This window comes from Streptomyces sp. NBC_01498 (genome assembly GCF_036327775.1).
Lineage (GTDB): Bacteria > Actinomycetota > Actinomycetes > Streptomycetales > Streptomycetaceae > Streptomyces.
The window spans coordinates 1,931,621-1,948,166 of record NZ_CP109598.1; the positions used below are offsets into that span (position 1 = coordinate 1,931,621).

The 16,546-nt window shown below is 72.8% G+C and carries 11 protein-coding genes and 1 pseudogene; 6 read left to right on the plus strand and 6 right to left on the minus strand.

The genetic code is table 11. The annotated features are described in order from the left end of the window. Positions 1-69: 69 nt before the first annotated feature. The 3 genes and pseudogenes from OG875_RS07980 to OG875_RS07990 form a co-directional block, all read right to left on the minus strand. A pseudogene (locus OG875_RS07980) lies at positions 70-219 on the minus strand (response regulator transcription factor); the annotation flags it as partial. A 71-nt stretch (positions 220-290) separates the two neighbouring features. After that, positions 291-1,034 (minus strand): ABC transporter permease, encoded by a 744-nt coding sequence (locus OG875_RS07985; RefSeq protein WP_330173516.1) that lies wholly within the window; start codon positions 1,032-1,034, stop codon positions 291-293. Position 1,035: 1 nt separating this feature from the next. Then, the gene (locus OG875_RS07990) at positions 1,036-2,067 is read right to left on the minus strand and encodes an ABC transporter ATP-binding protein (RefSeq protein ID WP_330173517.1); all 1,032 of its coding nucleotides are present in this window, start codon (positions 2,065-2,067) and stop codon (positions 1,036-1,038) included. Between the two features lie 136 nt (positions 2,068-2,203). Here OG875_RS07990 and OG875_RS07995 point away from each other — a divergent pair, with 136 nt between their 5' ends. From OG875_RS07995 to OG875_RS08015, 5 genes are all read left to right on the plus strand, one after another. Next, the gene (locus OG875_RS07995; RefSeq protein WP_330173518.1) at positions 2,204-4,237 is read left to right on the plus strand and encodes an ABC transporter ATP-binding protein; all 2,034 of its coding nucleotides are present in this window, start codon (positions 2,204-2,206) and stop codon (positions 4,235-4,237) included. Continuing rightward, the gene (locus tag OG875_RS08000; RefSeq protein ID WP_330173519.1) at positions 4,234-6,252 is read left to right on the plus strand and encodes an ABC transporter ATP-binding protein; all 2,019 of its coding nucleotides are present in this window, start codon (positions 4,234-4,236) and stop codon (positions 6,250-6,252) included. The genes OG875_RS07995 and OG875_RS08000 overlap by 4 nt, the downstream gene beginning before the upstream one ends. A 388-nt stretch (positions 6,253-6,640) precedes the next feature. Continuing rightward, the gene (locus tag OG875_RS08005) at positions 6,641-6,907 is read left to right on the plus strand and encodes a hypothetical protein (RefSeq protein WP_330173520.1); all 267 of its coding nucleotides are present in this window, start codon (positions 6,641-6,643) and stop codon (positions 6,905-6,907) included. Between the two features lie 6 nt (positions 6,908-6,913). Next, complete coding sequence (locus OG875_RS08010) at positions 6,914-7,084, plus strand: hypothetical protein (RefSeq protein WP_330173521.1); 171 nt, start codon at positions 6,914-6,916, stop codon at positions 7,082-7,084. Between the two features lie 307 nt (positions 7,085-7,391). Next, positions 7,392-9,410 carry a M4 family metallopeptidase gene (locus OG875_RS08015; protein ID WP_330173522.1) on the plus strand — a complete coding sequence of 673 codons (2,019 nt, stop codon included), beginning with the start codon at positions 7,392-7,394 and terminating at the stop codon, positions 9,408-9,410. 438 nt (positions 9,411-9,848) lie between these two features. Here OG875_RS08015 and OG875_RS08020 read toward each other — a convergent pair whose 3' ends face one another. After that, a complete protein-coding gene (locus OG875_RS08020) occupies positions 9,849-10,493 on the minus strand; it encodes a hypothetical protein (protein WP_330173523.1) in 645 nt (214 codons plus the stop codon). Between the two features lie 198 nt (positions 10,494-10,691). Between OG875_RS08020 and OG875_RS08025 the strand changes: the two genes are divergently transcribed. Continuing rightward, positions 10,692-12,227: a helix-turn-helix domain-containing protein gene (locus OG875_RS08025; RefSeq protein ID WP_330173524.1), complete on the plus strand. Its 1,536-nt coding sequence runs from the start codon at positions 10,692-10,694 to the stop codon at positions 12,225-12,227. Between the two features lie 33 nt (positions 12,228-12,260). Here the strand turns inward: OG875_RS08025 and OG875_RS08030 are convergent, their stop codons facing one another. Further along, positions 12,261-13,496: an alginate lyase family protein gene (locus OG875_RS08030; RefSeq protein WP_330173525.1), complete on the minus strand. Its 1,236-nt coding sequence runs from the start codon at positions 13,494-13,496 to the stop codon at positions 12,261-12,263. Positions 13,497-13,732: 236 nt separating this feature from the next. Continuing rightward, entirely contained in the window at positions 13,733-16,402 is a 2,670-nt protein-coding gene (gene glgP, locus OG875_RS08035; protein WP_330173526.1) for an alpha-glucan family phosphorylase, read from the minus strand. Positions 16,403-16,546 lie beyond the last annotated feature (144 nt).

Sequence of the window (16,546 nt, forward strand, 5' to 3'; positions counted from 1 at the left end):
CTCCTCAGGAGGTAAGCGGGGGGACGCCTCCTCCTTGGGAGGCGCGGAGGGACGCTGGGAGGCGCGCACTCAGCCGAGGATGCCCCGCTCGTAGCCGACGGCGACGGCCGCGGCCCGGTCCTTGACGCCCAACTTGCCGTAGATGTGGGTGAGATGCGTCTTGACCGTGGCCTCGCTGATGAACAGCTCGGCGGCGATCTCCCGGTTCGAGGTGCCCCGCTCCGTCCCGGCCGGTGCGCGGCGGGCGAGGATCCTCCCGCCGCCCGCGCCCGCCGCCCGCCCGGTCCCCGTCACTGCCAGCGGAACCAGCGGGCGGCGCCGGCGGTCAGGACGACCGCCCAGAGGGCGAGGACGCCCAGGTCCGCCCAGTGCGGCCAGCCGCCGCGCATCGCGGTGTCCAGGGCCTCCGAGGCGGCGCCCATCGGTGTGCAGGAGACGATGTCGCGCATCAGGTCGGGCATCGTCTGGACCGGCAGCCAGACCCCGGCCGTGAACATCGACGGGAAGAACAGGGCCGAGCCGATGGCCTGTCCGGCCCGCTGGGTGGGGGCGAGCGCGCAGACCACGCCGCCCATGGCGAGGGCGCCGGCGGTGGCGAGGACCAGCGCGAGGAGATAACCGGCGGGCTGTTCCGGCAGTGCCACGCCGAAGGCGATCCGGCCGACGACGATGACCAGGGCCGCCGAGGCGAGCGCGCCGGCGCCCAGCAGAACGAGCTGCGAGGTGAGCAGGGTGGCGGGCCGTACGGGGGTGGTGGACATACGGCGCAGGATGCCGCGCTCCCGGTAGCCGATCAGGATCGGCGGCATGGCCTGGAGCCCGGCCATGATCACGGCGAGCAGGGCGGCGATGGGGACGTACAGGTCGATGACCCGCCGGCCGCCGAGAGCCGCGTCCGGGTCCTGGAAGCCGGGGATCAGGCCGAGGATCACCATCAGCAGGGTGGGGAACGCGACGATCCAGAAGAGGACACCGGGTTCGCGGGTCAGCAGACGGGCCTCGGTCTTGAGGACGGCGGTGGACGCGGAGGCCATGTCAGACCCTCTTCTCGGGGTACGGGGCGTGGGAGGAGGTCCCGGCGGGCGTTCCCGACCCGGTGCCGGGATCGGTTCCGGTCCCCGTCCCGGGCCCGGTGCCGGTCACGGATTCGGTGCCGACGGCGGAATCGGGGCCGGTTTCGGTCAGGTCCAGGAAGGCGTCGTCGAGCGTGGCCTCGGTGACGCGGAGCTGGTGGGCGGTGACCTGGTGGCGGGCGAGCAGGGTGATGACCGCGTTGACGGTCTCGTCGGTGCCGTTGATGACGATCCGGTCGCTCTCCGTCCGTACGGAGGCCGCGCCGGGCAGCGCGGACAGTTCCTCGTCGCGCAGCGGCCGGGACGGGGTGAAGGCGATGACGGTGGACGCGGTCGAGCGCGCGATCAGTCCGGAGGGGGTGTCGAGCGCGACGACCTTCCCCCGGTCGATGACGGCGATCCGGTCGCAGAGCCGCCGGGCCTCCTCCATGAAGTGGGTGACCAGCAGCACGGTCACACCGGAGTCCCTGATCTCCTCGATCAGGCTCCAGGTGTCACGCCGGGCGCGCGGGTCGAGGCCCGTGGTCAGTTCGTCCAGGACCACCACGCGCGGCCCGCCGATCAGGGCCAGCGCGATGAACAGCCGCTGCTTCTGGCCACCGGAGAGCTTCCCGAAACGCGTGGAGAGCTTCTCCTCCAGCCCGAGACGGGCGGCGAGTGGACGCCAGTCGGCGGGCTTCGGATAGAACGCGGAGTACAGCTCCAGCGCCTCGCGCACCGTCAGCTTCGCCTGGAGTTCGCTCTCCTGGAGCTGGGCGCCGAGGAGCTGGGTGACCTCCCGGTGGTCGCGGACCGGGTCGAGCCCGGCGACCCGGACCGTGCCGGAGTCGGGGACCCGCAGCCCCTCGACGCATTCGACGGTGGTGGTCTTGCCCGCGCCGTTGGGGCCGAGGATCCCGAAGATCTCGCCCTCCTCGACGGTGAACCCGACACCGTCGACGGCGGGCTTCCCCCCGTACGACTTGCGCAGACCGTTGACTTCGACAATCGCCATGACAGCAGGATCCACCCGGACGGCCCAATGACGGTATCGGCCGTCGCGCCCGACCTGGGGTCAACCGATCGGTTGATGGTCCGGTCAGCCGGAAATCGGTGGGCAGTGTCAGTGGTGAAACGTAGGCTCGCCCCTGATGCCGACCTCCGAAGATGTATCCGCCACGGACAGCTCCGCCGTCCCGAATCGTTCCGCCGTGCGCTCGCTGCTCAGGCTGTGGCCGTACGTGCGGCCCGTCCGCGTGCGCCTGTCCGCCGCGGCGCTGGTCGCCGTGCTGGCGTCCTGCCTGGGCCTGGTCTTCCCGCTCGTACTGAAGTGGATGGTCGACGGGCCGATCGCCGACCGCGACAAGGACGGCATCTGGCTCGGCGCGCTGTGGCTGCTGCTGCTCGGGATCGTGGAGGCGGCTCTCTTCGGCTTCCGGCGGTGGCTGGTGGCCCGGCCGCTGGCGGGGGTCGAGGCATCGATGCGGGCGGATCTCTACCGGCATCTCCAGCGGCTTCCGGTCGCCTTCCACGACCGCTGGCCGTCGGGGCAGCTGCTGTCGCGCGGGACGGCGGACCTGAGTCTGCTGCGGATGTTCCTGGCGTTTCCGCTGACCTTTCTGGTGGTGAACGCGACGACGATCCTGGTCGGCTTTCTGATTCTGCTGATGCAGGAGTGGACGCTGGGGCTCGTGCTGATGCTGCCCGTGGTGCCGCTGGTCGTCCTCTGTTCGATGTTCGAGGCGAAGTACTTCCTGGTGGCGCGCAAGGCCCAGGACCAGGTGGGCGATCTGACGACGGTGGTCGAGGAGAGCGTCCTCGGCATCCGGATCGTGAAGGGTTTCGGCAGGCACCGCAGCCAGGCGCTGGCGTTCCGGGCGCTCGCCGAGCGGCTGCGCGGTACGGAGCTGGGCAAGGCCCGGCTGCTGGCGGGCATCTGGGCGCTGATCACGGTCATCCCCGAGGTGGCGATCGGCGCGGCGCTGGTGCTCGGCACGGTCCAGGTGGCCGACGGGCAGCTGTCCACGGGCACGCTGGTCGCCTTCCTGTCGACGGCGCTGGCGCTGCGCTGGCCGGTGGAGTCGATCGGCTTCCTGCTGGCGATGAGCCAGGAGGCGGCGACGGCGACCGAGCGGTACTTCGAGGTGATGGACACCGAGGAGGAGACGGCGGACCGGACGGGAAGGACGCACCCGGCGGACCCGGCAGGACCGGCGGCGGACGACACGGCCGTGGACGACGCCAAGGTGGCCCGGGAGCCCGACGGCGAGGCCAGGTCCGACGGGCTGCGCTTCGACGGCGTGTCGTTCCGGTATCCCGACGCGGAGACCGGGTCCGTGCCCGTCCTGTCCGAGGTGGACCTCCACATCAGGTCGGGCGAGACCATGGCGCTCGTCGGCGCGACGGGCTCGGGGAAGACGACGCTGACCGCGCTGGTGCCCCGGCTGCACGAGGCGACGGGCGGGCGGATCACGCTCGACGGCGAGGACGTGACGCTGATGCCCCGGCGGCGGCTGCGCGAGCTGGTGTCGGTGGCCTTCGAGGAGCCGACGCTCTTCTCCGCGACGGTCGCCGAGAACGTCCGGATGGGCGCCGAGAGCGCCGACGACGCCGCGCTGCTGCGCGCGCTGGACGTGGCGCAGGCCGATTTCGTACAGGACCTGCCGCACGGGGTGGACACGGAGGTCGGCGAGCAGGGGCTCAGCCTCTCCGGCGGCCAGCGGCAACGGCTGGCGCTGGCGCGGGCGGTGGTCGGCAGACCGCGCTTCCTGGTGCTGGACGACCCGCTGTCCGCGCTCGACGTCCATACGGAGGCCCTGGTGGAGGCCGCCCTGCGCCGGGTGCTGGAGGAGACGACGGCACTGGTGGTGGCGCACCGGCCGTCGACGGTGATGCTGGCGGACCGGGTGGCGCTGATCTCGGGCGGGCGGATCACGGCGGTCGGCACCCATCACGAACTGCTGCGGAGCAACGCGGAGTACGCGTGGCTGATGTCGGGGGCCGACGGGGAGCCGGACGCGGAGCCGGGAGTGGCCGCGAAGCCCGGCACGGAGGCGGAGCCGAGGCCGGGAGCGGGGTCGGCGCCCGGAGCGGGGTCGGAGACGGCCGACGGTGCCGCGCCGGAGAACGATGAATGTGACGAAAGCGACACAGAGGCGCAAGCCGTCGAGGGGAGCATGCGATGACGTCGTCGCCGACGACCACGGGCGACGGCCCGTCCCGGCCGGAGGAGACCGCGGGCCCCGGCAGCGGCACCACCGTCACCGTGCCGGTGGCACCGGGACCGGCCGGCGTACGCACCGCCGTACCGGCCGAGGGAGCGGGACCGGCCACGCGACCGACCGACGCGCCGCCCGGCTCACCGACCGACGCGCCCTCCGCCGCCGAGCATCTGCCCGCCCCCGGGGATGACGATCCGTTCGCCCAGGACGCCCTGCCCGCCCCGCCCGGAGCCACCGGCGCGCTGCTCCGGTCGCTGCTGCGCGCCCGGCGCGGCCGGGTCGCCCTCGCCGCGCTGTTCCTGCTGCTCCAGCAGGCGGCGGTGCAGGCGGGGCCGCTGCTCGTCGCGTACGCCATCGACCGGGGCGTACCCGCGTTCCGTGCCCACGACAACGGCCCGCTGATCGCCGTCGCCGTCGGCTATCTCCTCTGTTCCGCCGGGTCCGGCGTCTTCCAGTACGCCTACATCCGCTCCTCGGCCCGGGTCAACCAGGACGTGCTCCTCGATCTGCGGGGCCGGATCTTCCGCCATGCCCAGGCGCTGAGCGTGGACTTCCACGAGCGCTACACCTCGGGCCGGCTGATCTCACGCTCCACCGCCGACGTGGAATCGCTGCGCGAACTGCTCTCCGAGGGGCTCCAGGAGCTCATCGGGGTCGTCCTCGCCTTCGTCTACATCTCGGCGATGCTGCTCTATCTGGACATCGGCATCGGCGGACTCGCCGTGCTCTCCTTCGTCCCGCTGTACGCGCTGGTGCGGCTGTACCAGCACCGGGCCGGGACCATCTTCGGCAGGCGGTCCACGGCCATCGCGGCGGTGATCGTGAAGTTCGCGGAGACGATGAACGGCATCCGCCCCGTCCAGGCGTTCCGCCGCGAGGACGCGAACGACGCCCGGTTCCACGAGCTGAACCACCACCACGAACGCACCAACGGCGACGCGCTCCTGGAGATGGCGCGCTATGTGGTGGGGTCCCGGCTCGTCGCCAACACCGCCGTCGCCGGGATCGTCCTGTGGGGCGCCTACCGGGTGGCCGAGGGCACGCTGGCCCTCGGGGTGCTCGCCGCGTCGGTGCTGTTCCTGCGCAGGCTGTACGACCCGATCGACCGGCTCGGGATGTTCCTCAACTCGTACCAGTCGGCGGCGGCCTCGCTGGAGAAGATCGCGGGCCTGCTGGCCCAGACGCCGTCCGTGCCGGAGGCGGCGGAGTCCCGCCCGCTGCCGGAGCTGACGAGCGGCCATCCGGGCCGGGAGGTCGTGTTCGACGGGGTCAGCTTCGCGTACCGCACGGGCGGTGAGGTCCTGCCCCGCTTCGACCTGACGATCCCGGCCGGGCAGACGGTCGCCGTCGTCGGCTCGACGGGCGCGGGCAAGTCGACGCTGGCGAAGCTGCTGGCCCGGTTCTACGACCCGACCGAGGGCCGGGTGCTGCTCGACGGCACCGATCTGCGTGATCTGGACACCCTCACCCTGCGGCGCGGGGTGGTGATGGTGACCCAGGAGGCGTTCCTCTTCTCGGGCACGGTCGCCGAGAACATCGCGATCGGCCGCCCCGACGCGTCGCGCGACGACATCGAGCGGGCGGCGAAGGCGATCGGCGCGCACGACTTCATCAGCGGTCTGCCGGAGGGGTACGACACGGACGTACGGAAGCGGGGCGGCCGGATCTCGGCCGGTCAGCGCCAGTTGGTGGCCTTCGCCCGCGCGCTGCTCGCCGACCCGTCCGTCCTGATCCTGGACGAGGCGACGAGTTCGCTGGACATTCCGGGTGAGCGGGCGGTGCAGCGGGCGATGGACACGGTGCTGGGCGGCCGTACGGCGGTGGTGATCGCGCACCGGCTGTCCACGGTGGAGATCGCCGACCGGGTGCTGGTGATGGACCACGGCCGGGTCGTGGAGGACGGCTCCCCGTCCGAACTGATCGCCGGGGTGGGCCGTTTCGCGGGTCTGCACCGCGCCTGGCGGGACAGCCTGGCCTGACGCGGACGGAAATGCGGGTGCCTGACGGGCCGTTGCCCGCCCGCCGGGCAGGCGTGGGCGCCGGCCAGGCGTGGGCGCGGGGCAGGCGTGGGCGGGCGGTGGCGCACGACGAAGAGTGCGGGGGAAGAGGTGCCGGAGCGTGACGCGGGTGGGCGAGCGACTGGAGCGTCAGGAGGCCGCGGGGCGCCGGGCCCGGAGCACTCCTCCGAGCGGTGTCAGCGGCCGTGACGCCGAATCCGGACCGCCGAGGGCCGAGGGCCGAGGGCGGGGCCGGAACTGAGAGCTGAAGACTCACGGCTGACTGCTGAAGACTGACGGCAGGCTGATCCAGGCCGACCGGCGACGGCCGGATCTGGACATCGAGTGGGTGCTCGGGGATCCCGGGTCGGTGTCCCGGGAGCGGGAGTCCGACGTCGTACCGATGACCGGGCACGCGTTCCAGCTGCTCCTCGGGCACGACGAGGTGCGCACCGCTCCCACCGCCGTGCGCGCGGCGCTCCGGGAGGGCGGGCGGTCCGGCTCCGAGACCCAGGGTCCGCACACGCGCGCAGGGGAGTCCCGGACGACGGACACGCCCGTCGGCGTCGCTTCTCCGGGGGCCGCCGGGGACCCGGGCGGTGCGCTGCCGATGGATCGTCAACTTCGTTCCGCGTAGGGCGAGATGGCGTCGTTCCGCACGACGGCCGGCCTCCCCGGCGAGCCCGCCGCACGGCGCGGCGACAGCACCGTGCGCTTCCTCCCGGCCGACCGCCTCGACGGGTTCCTCGCGGAGGCGGTCCCGACCGCCGATGCCCGTACGGCGACCGGGACCGGAGCCCGCTCACCGGGGTGAGTCCGGAAATCGTCACGGTCGCCCCGTGTACGTCCGCGTAACACCCCCGCAACATCACCGCAGATTTCGCTTAACGAACACCGCGGTTCGCGCAGCGGACGATTTCCGGCCAACTTGTTGACGCGCTCCTGACAGACAGACCGGATTCCTGCCACTCTTCCTGCGTTCTGCGCACCACTGCTTCGCATCTCGTGCACCTCGGCTTCGCATCTCGTGCTTCACCGCCTGTGCTCGACCCTGCTCTGACGCACTGTCCTGACCACCCACCCGAGTGTGGTCCGGTACCCCCCTCGCAGAAGGAGTTCGCGTGAGACCCACGCCCAGCCGCCGCATCACCGCGACCGGCGCTCTGATCGCAGTCACAGCCCTTCTCGCCGTCGGCGTCCAGGCCGGCGGCGCTGCCGCCGCGCCGACCGCCCCGGCGGCACCGGTCGCCGGCAAGGCCGACCCCGGCGCGCTCCCCAAGTCGCTCTCCCCCGCCGAGCGCGCCGAGCTGCTTCGCGAGGCCAACGCCACCAAGGCGGCCACGGCCGACGAACTCGGCCTCGGCGCCCAGGAGAAGCTCGTCGTACGCGATGTCGTCCAGGACCGTGACGGCACCACGCACACCCGCTACGAGCGCACCTACGCCGGTCTCCCCGTCCTCGGCGGTGACCTCGTCGTCGCCACCTCGAAGGCGGGCGCCACCGAAGGCGTCTCCAAGGCGTCCCGGGCGGCCCTCACCTCCGTCGACACGAGCGCCGACATCCCGGCCGCCGCCGCGGAGAAGCAGGCGCTGTCCCTGGCGAAGGCGGACGGTGCGGCGAAGGCCGCGACCGAGCGCGCTCCGCGCAAGGTCGTCTGGATGGCGAGCGGCAAGCCGACCCTCGCGTACGAGACGGTCGTCGGCGGTGTCCAGGAGGGCGGTACGCCGAACGAGCTGCACGTCGTCACCGACGCGGCCTCCGGCGAGAAGCTCTTCGAGTGGCAGGGCGTCCACGAGGGCACCGGCAACACCCAGTACAGCGGCACGGTGACGCTGGGCACGGCGCCCTCGTTCACCCTGACCGACACCGGGCGGGGCAACCACAAGACGTACAACCTGAACCGCGGCTCCTCGGGCACCGGCACCCTCTTCTCGGGCACGGACGACGTCTGGGGCAACGGCCTCGCCTCGAACGCGGAGACCGCCGGCGCCGACGCGCACTTCGGTGCCGCGCTCACGTGGGACTACTTCAAGAACGTGCACGGCCGTTCCGGTATCCGGGGCGACGGTGTCGGCGCGTACTCCCGCGTGCACTACGGCAACAACTACGTCAACGCCTTCTGGCAGGACAGCTGCTTCTGCATGACGTACGGCGACGGCGCGGGCAACGCGAAGCCGCTGACCTCCATCGACGTGGCCGCGCACGAGATGTCGCACGGCGTCACCTCGGTGACCGCGGGCCTCGTCTACAGCGGTGAGTCCGGCGGCCTCAACGAGGCGACCTCGGACATCTTCGCCGCGGGCGTTGAGTTCAACGCCGCCAACGCCTCGGACGTGGGCGACTACCTCGTCGGCGAGAAGATCGACATCAACGGCAACGGCACGCCGCTGCGGTACATGGACAAGCCGAGCAAGGACGGCGCGTCGAAGGACTACTGGTACTCGGGTATCGGCAGCGTCGACGTCCACTACTCGTCGGGTCCGGCGAACCACTTCTTCTACCTGCTCTCCGAGGGCAGCGGCACCAAGACCATCAACGGTGTCAGCTACAACTCGGCGACCTCCGACGGGCTGCCGGTGACCGGCATCGGCCGGGCGAAGGCCGAGCAGATCTGGTTCAAGGCGCTCACCACGAAGTTCACCTCCACGACCAACTACGCGGCGGCCCGCACCGGCACGCTCGCGGTCGCCGGTGAGCTGTACGGCACGACGAGCGCCGAGTACAAGTCGGTCGCCGACGCGTGGGCCGGCATCGCGGTCGGCTCCCGCCCCGGTGGCGGCGGCAACACGGGCACGGTCTTCGAGAACAACACGGCCGTCGCGATCCCGGACAACGGCGCGGCGGTCACCTCGACCGTCAACGTCACCGGCCGTACGGGCAACGCGCCCGCCACCCTCCCGGTCGCGGTGGACATCACGCACACCTGGCGCGGTGACCTGGTCATCGACCTGCTCGCCCCGGACGGGACGGCCTACCGGCTGAAGAACTCCAGCAGCGCCGACTCGGCGGACAACGTCCAGGAGACGTTCACCGTCAACGCGTCGTCGGAGGTGGCGAACGGCGCCTGGAAGCTGCGGGTGCAGGACGTCGCGGCCCAGGACACCGGCCGCATCAACAGCGTGAAGCTCACCTTCCCGTAACCCGTAACCCGTAAGTCGAGTCGCGGCGAGATGAGTTGGGCTGAGCCGCGCGGCACCGGCAACGGCACCGCGCGGCACGGCCCGCCGAAGTGAGTGAGGCCGCCCGGATCCTGAAGGATCCGGGCGGCCTCACCGCGTCGTGCATGGGCGTGTTCCCGGCCGCCCCCTCGAAGCGCGCCCGAGGGGGCGGGCCGGGAACCGGCCGGCGGGGACTCCCGGGCGTACTCCGGTCACGGAGTACGCCGCGGGGTCCGTCCGCCGGCCGTGTGTCACAGACGACCGGCTCACGGCCCGGAGGATCGTGGTCGAGTGAACAGTGAGGAGACCGACCGTCGCCGACCACGCCGCGACGGCTCCCCCGCTTCCCCACTGTCACCGATCCCCCGGGCCGGGCAGCCGCTTCCCCCGTCGCCCGCGCCCTCCACCCGGCGTCAGCCCCTAACGGAGCTTGTTCACCGCCGTGGTGGTGGTCTTCTTGAAAGCCGCGACCGGTGCGTCGCTCAGCTTCCCCATCCGGCCCCACGACACGATCGTGACGGTGTCGCCGTCCCGGCCGACGCCCAGCAGATGCACTCCCAGCCCGGCGTCCGGGATCGAGATGGCGACCCCGACGACACGGGCACCCTCCTCGACGGCGATCGTGCCGTAGTCGTCCCACGAGGCCGTGCCGCCGGGAGTGGTGCGCAGCCAGTCGGCCGCACAGGCGGCGACGGCCGCCCCGGCCCGCGCGGCCAGCTTCTCGGCAGCGGCGGCGTTCGCCGCCCGCACACTCACCTGGACGCCGCCCGTGTCGAGGTCCGTGTGGAACTGCCGGTGCCAGGTGGTGCCCTGGGCGGGCAGCACCGTGTCGAGGCAGAACGGGTCCGACTCGGGAGCGCCGGCGGTCACCGCCCCCGCGTTCCAGGCGTTGCCCGGGGCCTGCGGCATGTCCTTGGCCGCGAGGAAACCGGGTGCGGGCGTCTTCGGCGCGGCCTGGACGCCGCCGGACACCGAGAGCGCCAGAGCCCCGGCGAGGGCCGTGGCCGCGAGAGCCGTGAGCCCCCGGCGGGCGGTGCCGCCTCTCGTGTTCCTGCCTGTGGTCATGGTGTGGATCCCCCCTGGTCGTGCTGTTCGTACCGGCTTGACCGGCCGGTGATCCCAGACTGGGCGGTGATCCGTCCGGCGGCAACAACCCGCCTGAAGTGCGGAACGGGTGGAACGCCGACGCGTACCCTGGCCTGGGGAAATGACAAGTGCCTGGAATGACCGCGGAACGGCGTGGCGGGCGGTAGGGGGCGTGGCATGGGCCGGTCGGAGCAGATCCCGGCGGAGACGGCGGAGTTCGCGGGGCGGCTGCGGGCGCTGAAGGAGAGAACGGACCGCAGTTACGGGTCGCTCGCCACCCAACTCCACCTCGGCGCCTCGACTCTGCACCGGTACTGCCACGGGCACGCGCTGCCGGTGGACTACGCGCCGGTGGAGCGGCTGGCCCGGGTGGTCGGCGCGACGGCGGCGGAGCGGGTGGAGCTGCACCGGCTGTGGCTGCGGGCGCACACGGCGCGGACGGAGGAGGAGGGGCCGGGGGAGCCGCAGGGCACGGCGGCGGTCGTGGCCTCCGCCGGGGAGCCCGTACGCGCGGCGGAACCCGTACGCGCGGCACAGCCGGAACCGGCGTCGGAACCGGAGCGGCGGCCGGGCGAAGACACCGGCCACGAACCCGCACCCGCACCTGAACCCGCACCCGGGCCCGGCGCTGAACCCGAGCACAGGGACGGGAATGCGCACTCGGACGGGAACGCGGACGCGGACGAACTCGATCCGCCGTCCGCCGCCACGGCCCCGCCCCCGTCCCGGCTCCGTGCCTCCCGGCTGCGCCGCCGTCAGATCGTGAGCGCCGCGCTCGCCGTCGTCGCCGTCCTCGGCGGGACCGTCGTGGTCGCGGCCGACCTGGGCAACCCGGACTCACGGAGCGACAACAGCGGCCCCCGGCCGGTCGATCCGGGCCCGGACGGCCCGGTGGACCCGGTGGCGCCGTCCGCCCGGTCGGGCGCCCCGTCGGCGACGGCCGGTCCCTCGGCGTCCGCCGGCGGCAAGAGCGGTTCACCGTCCGGGTCGCCCGGCGCGACCGGCTCGGGCAGGGCCGGGGGCGGTGGCGGCACCGGCGCGCGAGGCGCCGACGGCCTGCCCGGCAAGGACGAGCCCGGCGCCCGGCCCGGCCCGGCGAAGCCCCTCGTCTGGAGCGCGGACAGCCACAAGTGGAAGCTGGACTGCGGCCATACGTATCTGATCAACCGCGCCCCCTCCGCCGTACCGCCGCCGCCCGCCGCCCAGGACGCCCGCCAGTGGGCGACGGCACTCGGCGCGGTGCACGGCGACGAGTCGATCACCCAGGCCACGGTGCGCGCGGCGGCCGGCGCGGGCCCGGTCGTCGTCCAGGAGGCCTTCGTCCGGGTGGTGGGCCGCCGGGCGCCGCTCGCGTGGAACGCGTACGACATGAGCGACGGCTGCGGCGGGTCGGTCACCCCCGCCGTGTTCACCGCCGACCTCGACGCGCCGCGGCCGGTGCTGCGCCCCGTCGACGGCGCCGACGAGAACGGGCCGCTGCCCGCGACCCGGCTTCCGTACCAGGTGACGGCGGACGATCCGCTCGTGCTGAAGGTCGAGGCGAGCACCGACGGCTGCGACTGCGACTGGTATCTGGAGGTGCGCTGGTCGGCCGGGAGCCGTACGGGGCTCACCCGGATCGACGACGGGGGCCGGCCGTTCCGTACGAGCGCGTCGGCGGCGGACGGGCTCCACCGGCGCGACCACGAGTCCGGGACATGGGTGAAGCCCTGACGGTTCGTCAGGGCTCCACCCGTGCCTACCCGTTCACGCGGGGTTGTTGGCGTGCGTCAGCGTCTCCCAGGCGACGAACAGGTTGTTCGTGCCCTGGGGGCGCATCCGCTCGGTGTAGAGCTGGGTGTTGGTCATGGCGTTGCCGAGCCGGTTGCCCAGCGCGTTGAAGGCGACTTCGCTGATCGGTCCGAGGTTGTCCTTGAGACTGCCGCCGCACAGGTTGCCGGGGACGGGCTCGCCGTTCTGGTACTTGGTGTGCAGCCCGAACGCGTGCCGCAGCCGGTCCCCCACCTCGGGGTAGAGGTCCTGGCCCTGGATCCGGCTGGTCTCGGCGACGTGCGAGATGGCGGAGAGGCCGTAGCCGGTGTGGGTCAGGTCGCGGCAGGTCTCCTGCGCGAGGCCCTGCATGAAGGTGGACTGGTTGTGCCAGTAGCCGATGATCTCGTCGCGCGTGTCGAGGCCGCTGCCGGGCACCGTCCTCGGCAGCGCGCCGTCGGAGGGCAGATAGATGAACGCGGGCACACGGTTGCGGAAGATGCCGACCGTCTTGTCGTAGGCGCCGCGGTCCTCCAGATGGACCGCGATGCCGAGCGCGGCCTCGTTCATGCTGAGTTCCCAATTGCCGTTGGAGCCCGAGCCGTTGATGATCTCCGGCAGATACACGGAGCGCAGCATCGTGGCGAAGCGGCCGGAGTTGGGCCAGCCGCTGTAGGTGTGCTTGATGATCTCGGCGGCCTTGGGCCACGAGGAGCCGGCCCACGCGGTCTGGAGCGGCGCGTTGCTGTTGGTGTGGTCGCGGATGGTGTTGGACCAGGCGTCCATCAGCTCGATGGACTTCCGGGCGTAGCGGTCGTCACGGTTGATGTACCAGGCCAGCGCGGTGGTGTAGGCCGCGATGGCGTCCTCGCGCTCGTCGGTGCAGCCGTTGTTGGGGTTGGAGTACGAGCCGCACTCGACGACCGCGCGGGGCTTGGGCACCCGGGACAGGGAGGCGTACCTGCTGCCCAGCATCTGGTCGTAGGCGGCCTTCCAGGGCTGGGCGCCGGCCTGCACCTTGCCGCGTACGAAGTCGAGTTGGGGCCGGCTGACGCCGACGCCGGGGTGGGTGAAGGTCGCGGGGGCCGCGACGGCGGCGGGCAGGGCCGTGGCGGCGGCCGGCGGTGCCGCCGGCCGGTCGCCGGCCGACGCGGGGGCCGTGAAGGCCGCGCCGATCAGACCGGCGAGGGCGGCGGACAGGCCGAGGACTCTGGGGATGACTCCGGGACGCATGGGGGGTGCCTTCCGGTCGGGGGTGTTCCAACTCGACCGCATCGGACGTTGATTCATCCATGTGAACGATGGGCGGAGTTGTGAATCCGTGGTGAGTCAGGAACTTAGAGCTTCCCCATGAGCACGTCAAGGTCTGGACCAATGGATTCGACCCCGGGGCCGCGCACGCGAAGGGCCCGGCGGACGCTGTCGGCGTCCGCCGGGGCCCTTCGGTCCTGAACGTCGGACCGGTGAACTCACCGCATCAGTACGCCCGCGCCCTCCCCCGTGGCCTCGGTCGGCAGCGCGACCAGCCCCAGGTCGGCGGCGGCGAGCATCGGATGCGTCGGCAGGACCCGGACGGTGTAGCCGAACGGCCCCGTACGGTCGAGGGCAAGCGGACCCTCGTACACCCAGCGGCCCGCGTCGTCGGGCCCGCCCGCCGGTTTCAGCGGGAAGACCTGCGCGTCGGCGATCGTGTCGTCGGCGCCCACCCGGCCCGCGACGGCCTGCACCTCGACGTCGTCGGGCAGCAGCCGGCCGAGGGTGACGCGCACCCGCAGCGCGAGTGTCGAGCCCAGTTCGGCGCTGCCGCCCGCCGTGGTCGCCGACACGGCCTCCACATGGTCCACGGCCACCGCCGGCCAGGCCGCCCGGACCAGGTTCTTCCAGTCGGCCAGCTCCCCCGCCGTCGCCGGGTCGAGGGCGCGGTGGGCGTGCGCGGCGGGCGCGTACAGCCGCTCCACGTACTCCCGCACCATGCGGTCCGCGAGCACCTTCGGGCCGAGCGTGGTCATGGTGCGGCGGACCATCTCGATCCAGCGGCCCGGCAGGGCGGGGGCGTTGTCCGTGTCCGCGCCGCCGTCGCCGCCCGGCTGCGTACGGTCGTAGAAGCGGGGCGCGACCCGGTCCTCGATCAGCGCGTAGAGGGCGTTCGCCTCCAGCACGTCGCGCCGGTCCTCGTCGGAGGCGGAACCGTCGGCCGTCGGGATGGCCCAGCCGAAGTCCGGCTCGAACCATTCGTCCCACCACCCGTCCAGCACCGACAGGTTGAGACAGCCGTTGAGCGCCGCCTTCATCCCGCTCGTGCCGCACGCCTCCAGCGGGCGCAGCGGGTTGTTCAGCCAGACGTCGCAGCCCGGGTAGAGCTTCTGCGCCATCGCCATGCCGTAGTCGGGCAGGAAGACCACGCGGTGGCGCACGCGCGGGTCGTCGGCGAACTTCACCAGCTCCTGGATCAGCCGCTTGCCGCCGTCGTCCGCCGGGTGCGCCTTGCCCGCGACGACGATCTGGATCGGCCGCTCGGGGTGGAGCAGCAGCTCCGTCAGCCGCTCGCGGTCGCGCAGCATCAGCGTGAGGCGCTTGTACGAGGGGACGCGCCGGGCGAAGCCGATGGTCAGGATGTCGGGGTCGAGGACGCCGTCGATCCAGCCCAGTTCGGCGTCGGCCGCGCCGCGCTGGTGCCAGGAGGCGCGCAGCCGGTCGCGCACCTCGTGCACCAACTGCTCGCGCAGGGTGCGGCGTACGGCCCAGAGGTCGGCGTCGGGAACACCGGCGACGCCGACGGCGGCCGGGCTTGTGCCGGTTCCGGTACTCCCCCCGGCTCCCGTCCTCCCTCCGGCTCCCGTACCGAGCGCGGCGATCTCGGGCGCGACCCAGGTCGGGGCGTGCACGCCGTTGGTGACGGAGGTGATCGGTACGTCCCCCGGGTCGAAGCCCGGCCAGAGCCCGGCGAACATCTGGCGGCTGACGGCGCCGTGCAGGGTGGAGACGCCGTTGGCGCGCTGGGCGAGCCGCAGGCCCATGGCGGCCATGTTGAAGAGGTTCGGCTCGCCGCCGGGGAAGGTCTCCCGGCCGAGATCCAGCACCTCCTCGGCGGCGACGCCGGGCAGTTCTCCGTCGTCGCCGAAGTGGCGGGCGACGAGGCCGCGGTCGAACCGGTCGATGCCGGCGGGCACGGGGGTGTGGGTGGTGAACAGCGTCCCGCCCCGGACGGCCTCCAGCGCGGTGTCGAACCCGAGCCCCGTGTCGACGAGTTCACGGATGCGCTCCAGGCCCTGGAAGCCCGCGTGGCCCTCGTTGGTGTGGAAGACCTCGGGCTCGGGGTGGCCGGAGAGCCGGCAGTACGCGCGGACGGCGCGGACGCCGCCGATGCCGAGCAGCATCTCCTGGAGGAGCCGGTGTTCGCTGCCGCCGCCGTAGAGACGGTCGGTCACCTCGCGCTCCGCCGGGCCGTTGTCCTCTATGTCCGAGTCGAGCAGCAGGAGCGGCACCCGGCCGACGCGCGCCTGCCAGACGCAGGCCCGCAGCGACCGGCCGCCGGGCAGGGTGAGCGCGACACGGGTGGGCCGCCCGTCCTCCTCCCTCAGGAGGCTGAGCGGCAGTTCGTTCGGGTCGAGGACGGGATAGTGCTCCTGCTGCCAGCCGTCGCGGGAGAGGGACTGGCGGAAGTAGCCGTGCCGGTAGAGCAGTCCGACCCCGACGAGCGGTACGCCCAGGTCGCTGGCGGCCTTGAGATGGTCCCCGGCGAGGATGCCGAGGCCGCCGGAGTACTGGGGCAGGGCGGCGGTGACACCGAACTCGGGTGAGAAGTACGCGACGGCCGCGGGCAGCTCGGCGCCCTGGCCGCTCTGTTCCTGGTACCAGCGGCCGTCGCGCAGATAGGCGTCGAGGTCACGGGCGACACCGCCCAGCCGGTCGAGGAACACCGGGTCCCCGGCCAGCTCCGCCAGCCGGGTGGCGGACACGGCCCCGAGCAGCCGCACCGGGTCACGGCCGGCGGCGGCCCAGCCCCCGGGGTCGACGGCCTCGAAGAGCGCGCGGGTCTCGGGGTGCCAGGACCAGCGCAGATTGCGCGCGAGGTCGCTGAGTGGTCGCAGGGTGTCGGGCAGGACGGGGCGCACGGTGAATCGACGGATTGCCTTCACGTGTTCCACCTTCGCAGGGGACATCGGGGCCGACGGACCGCACCACGCTGTGCGCCCCGCCATCACCCTGACGGTAGCGCCCGGCACCCGGCCCCAGCGACGGCGCACGAGCGCACAGGAGGGGGGTGTGTGCCGCGCGGACCG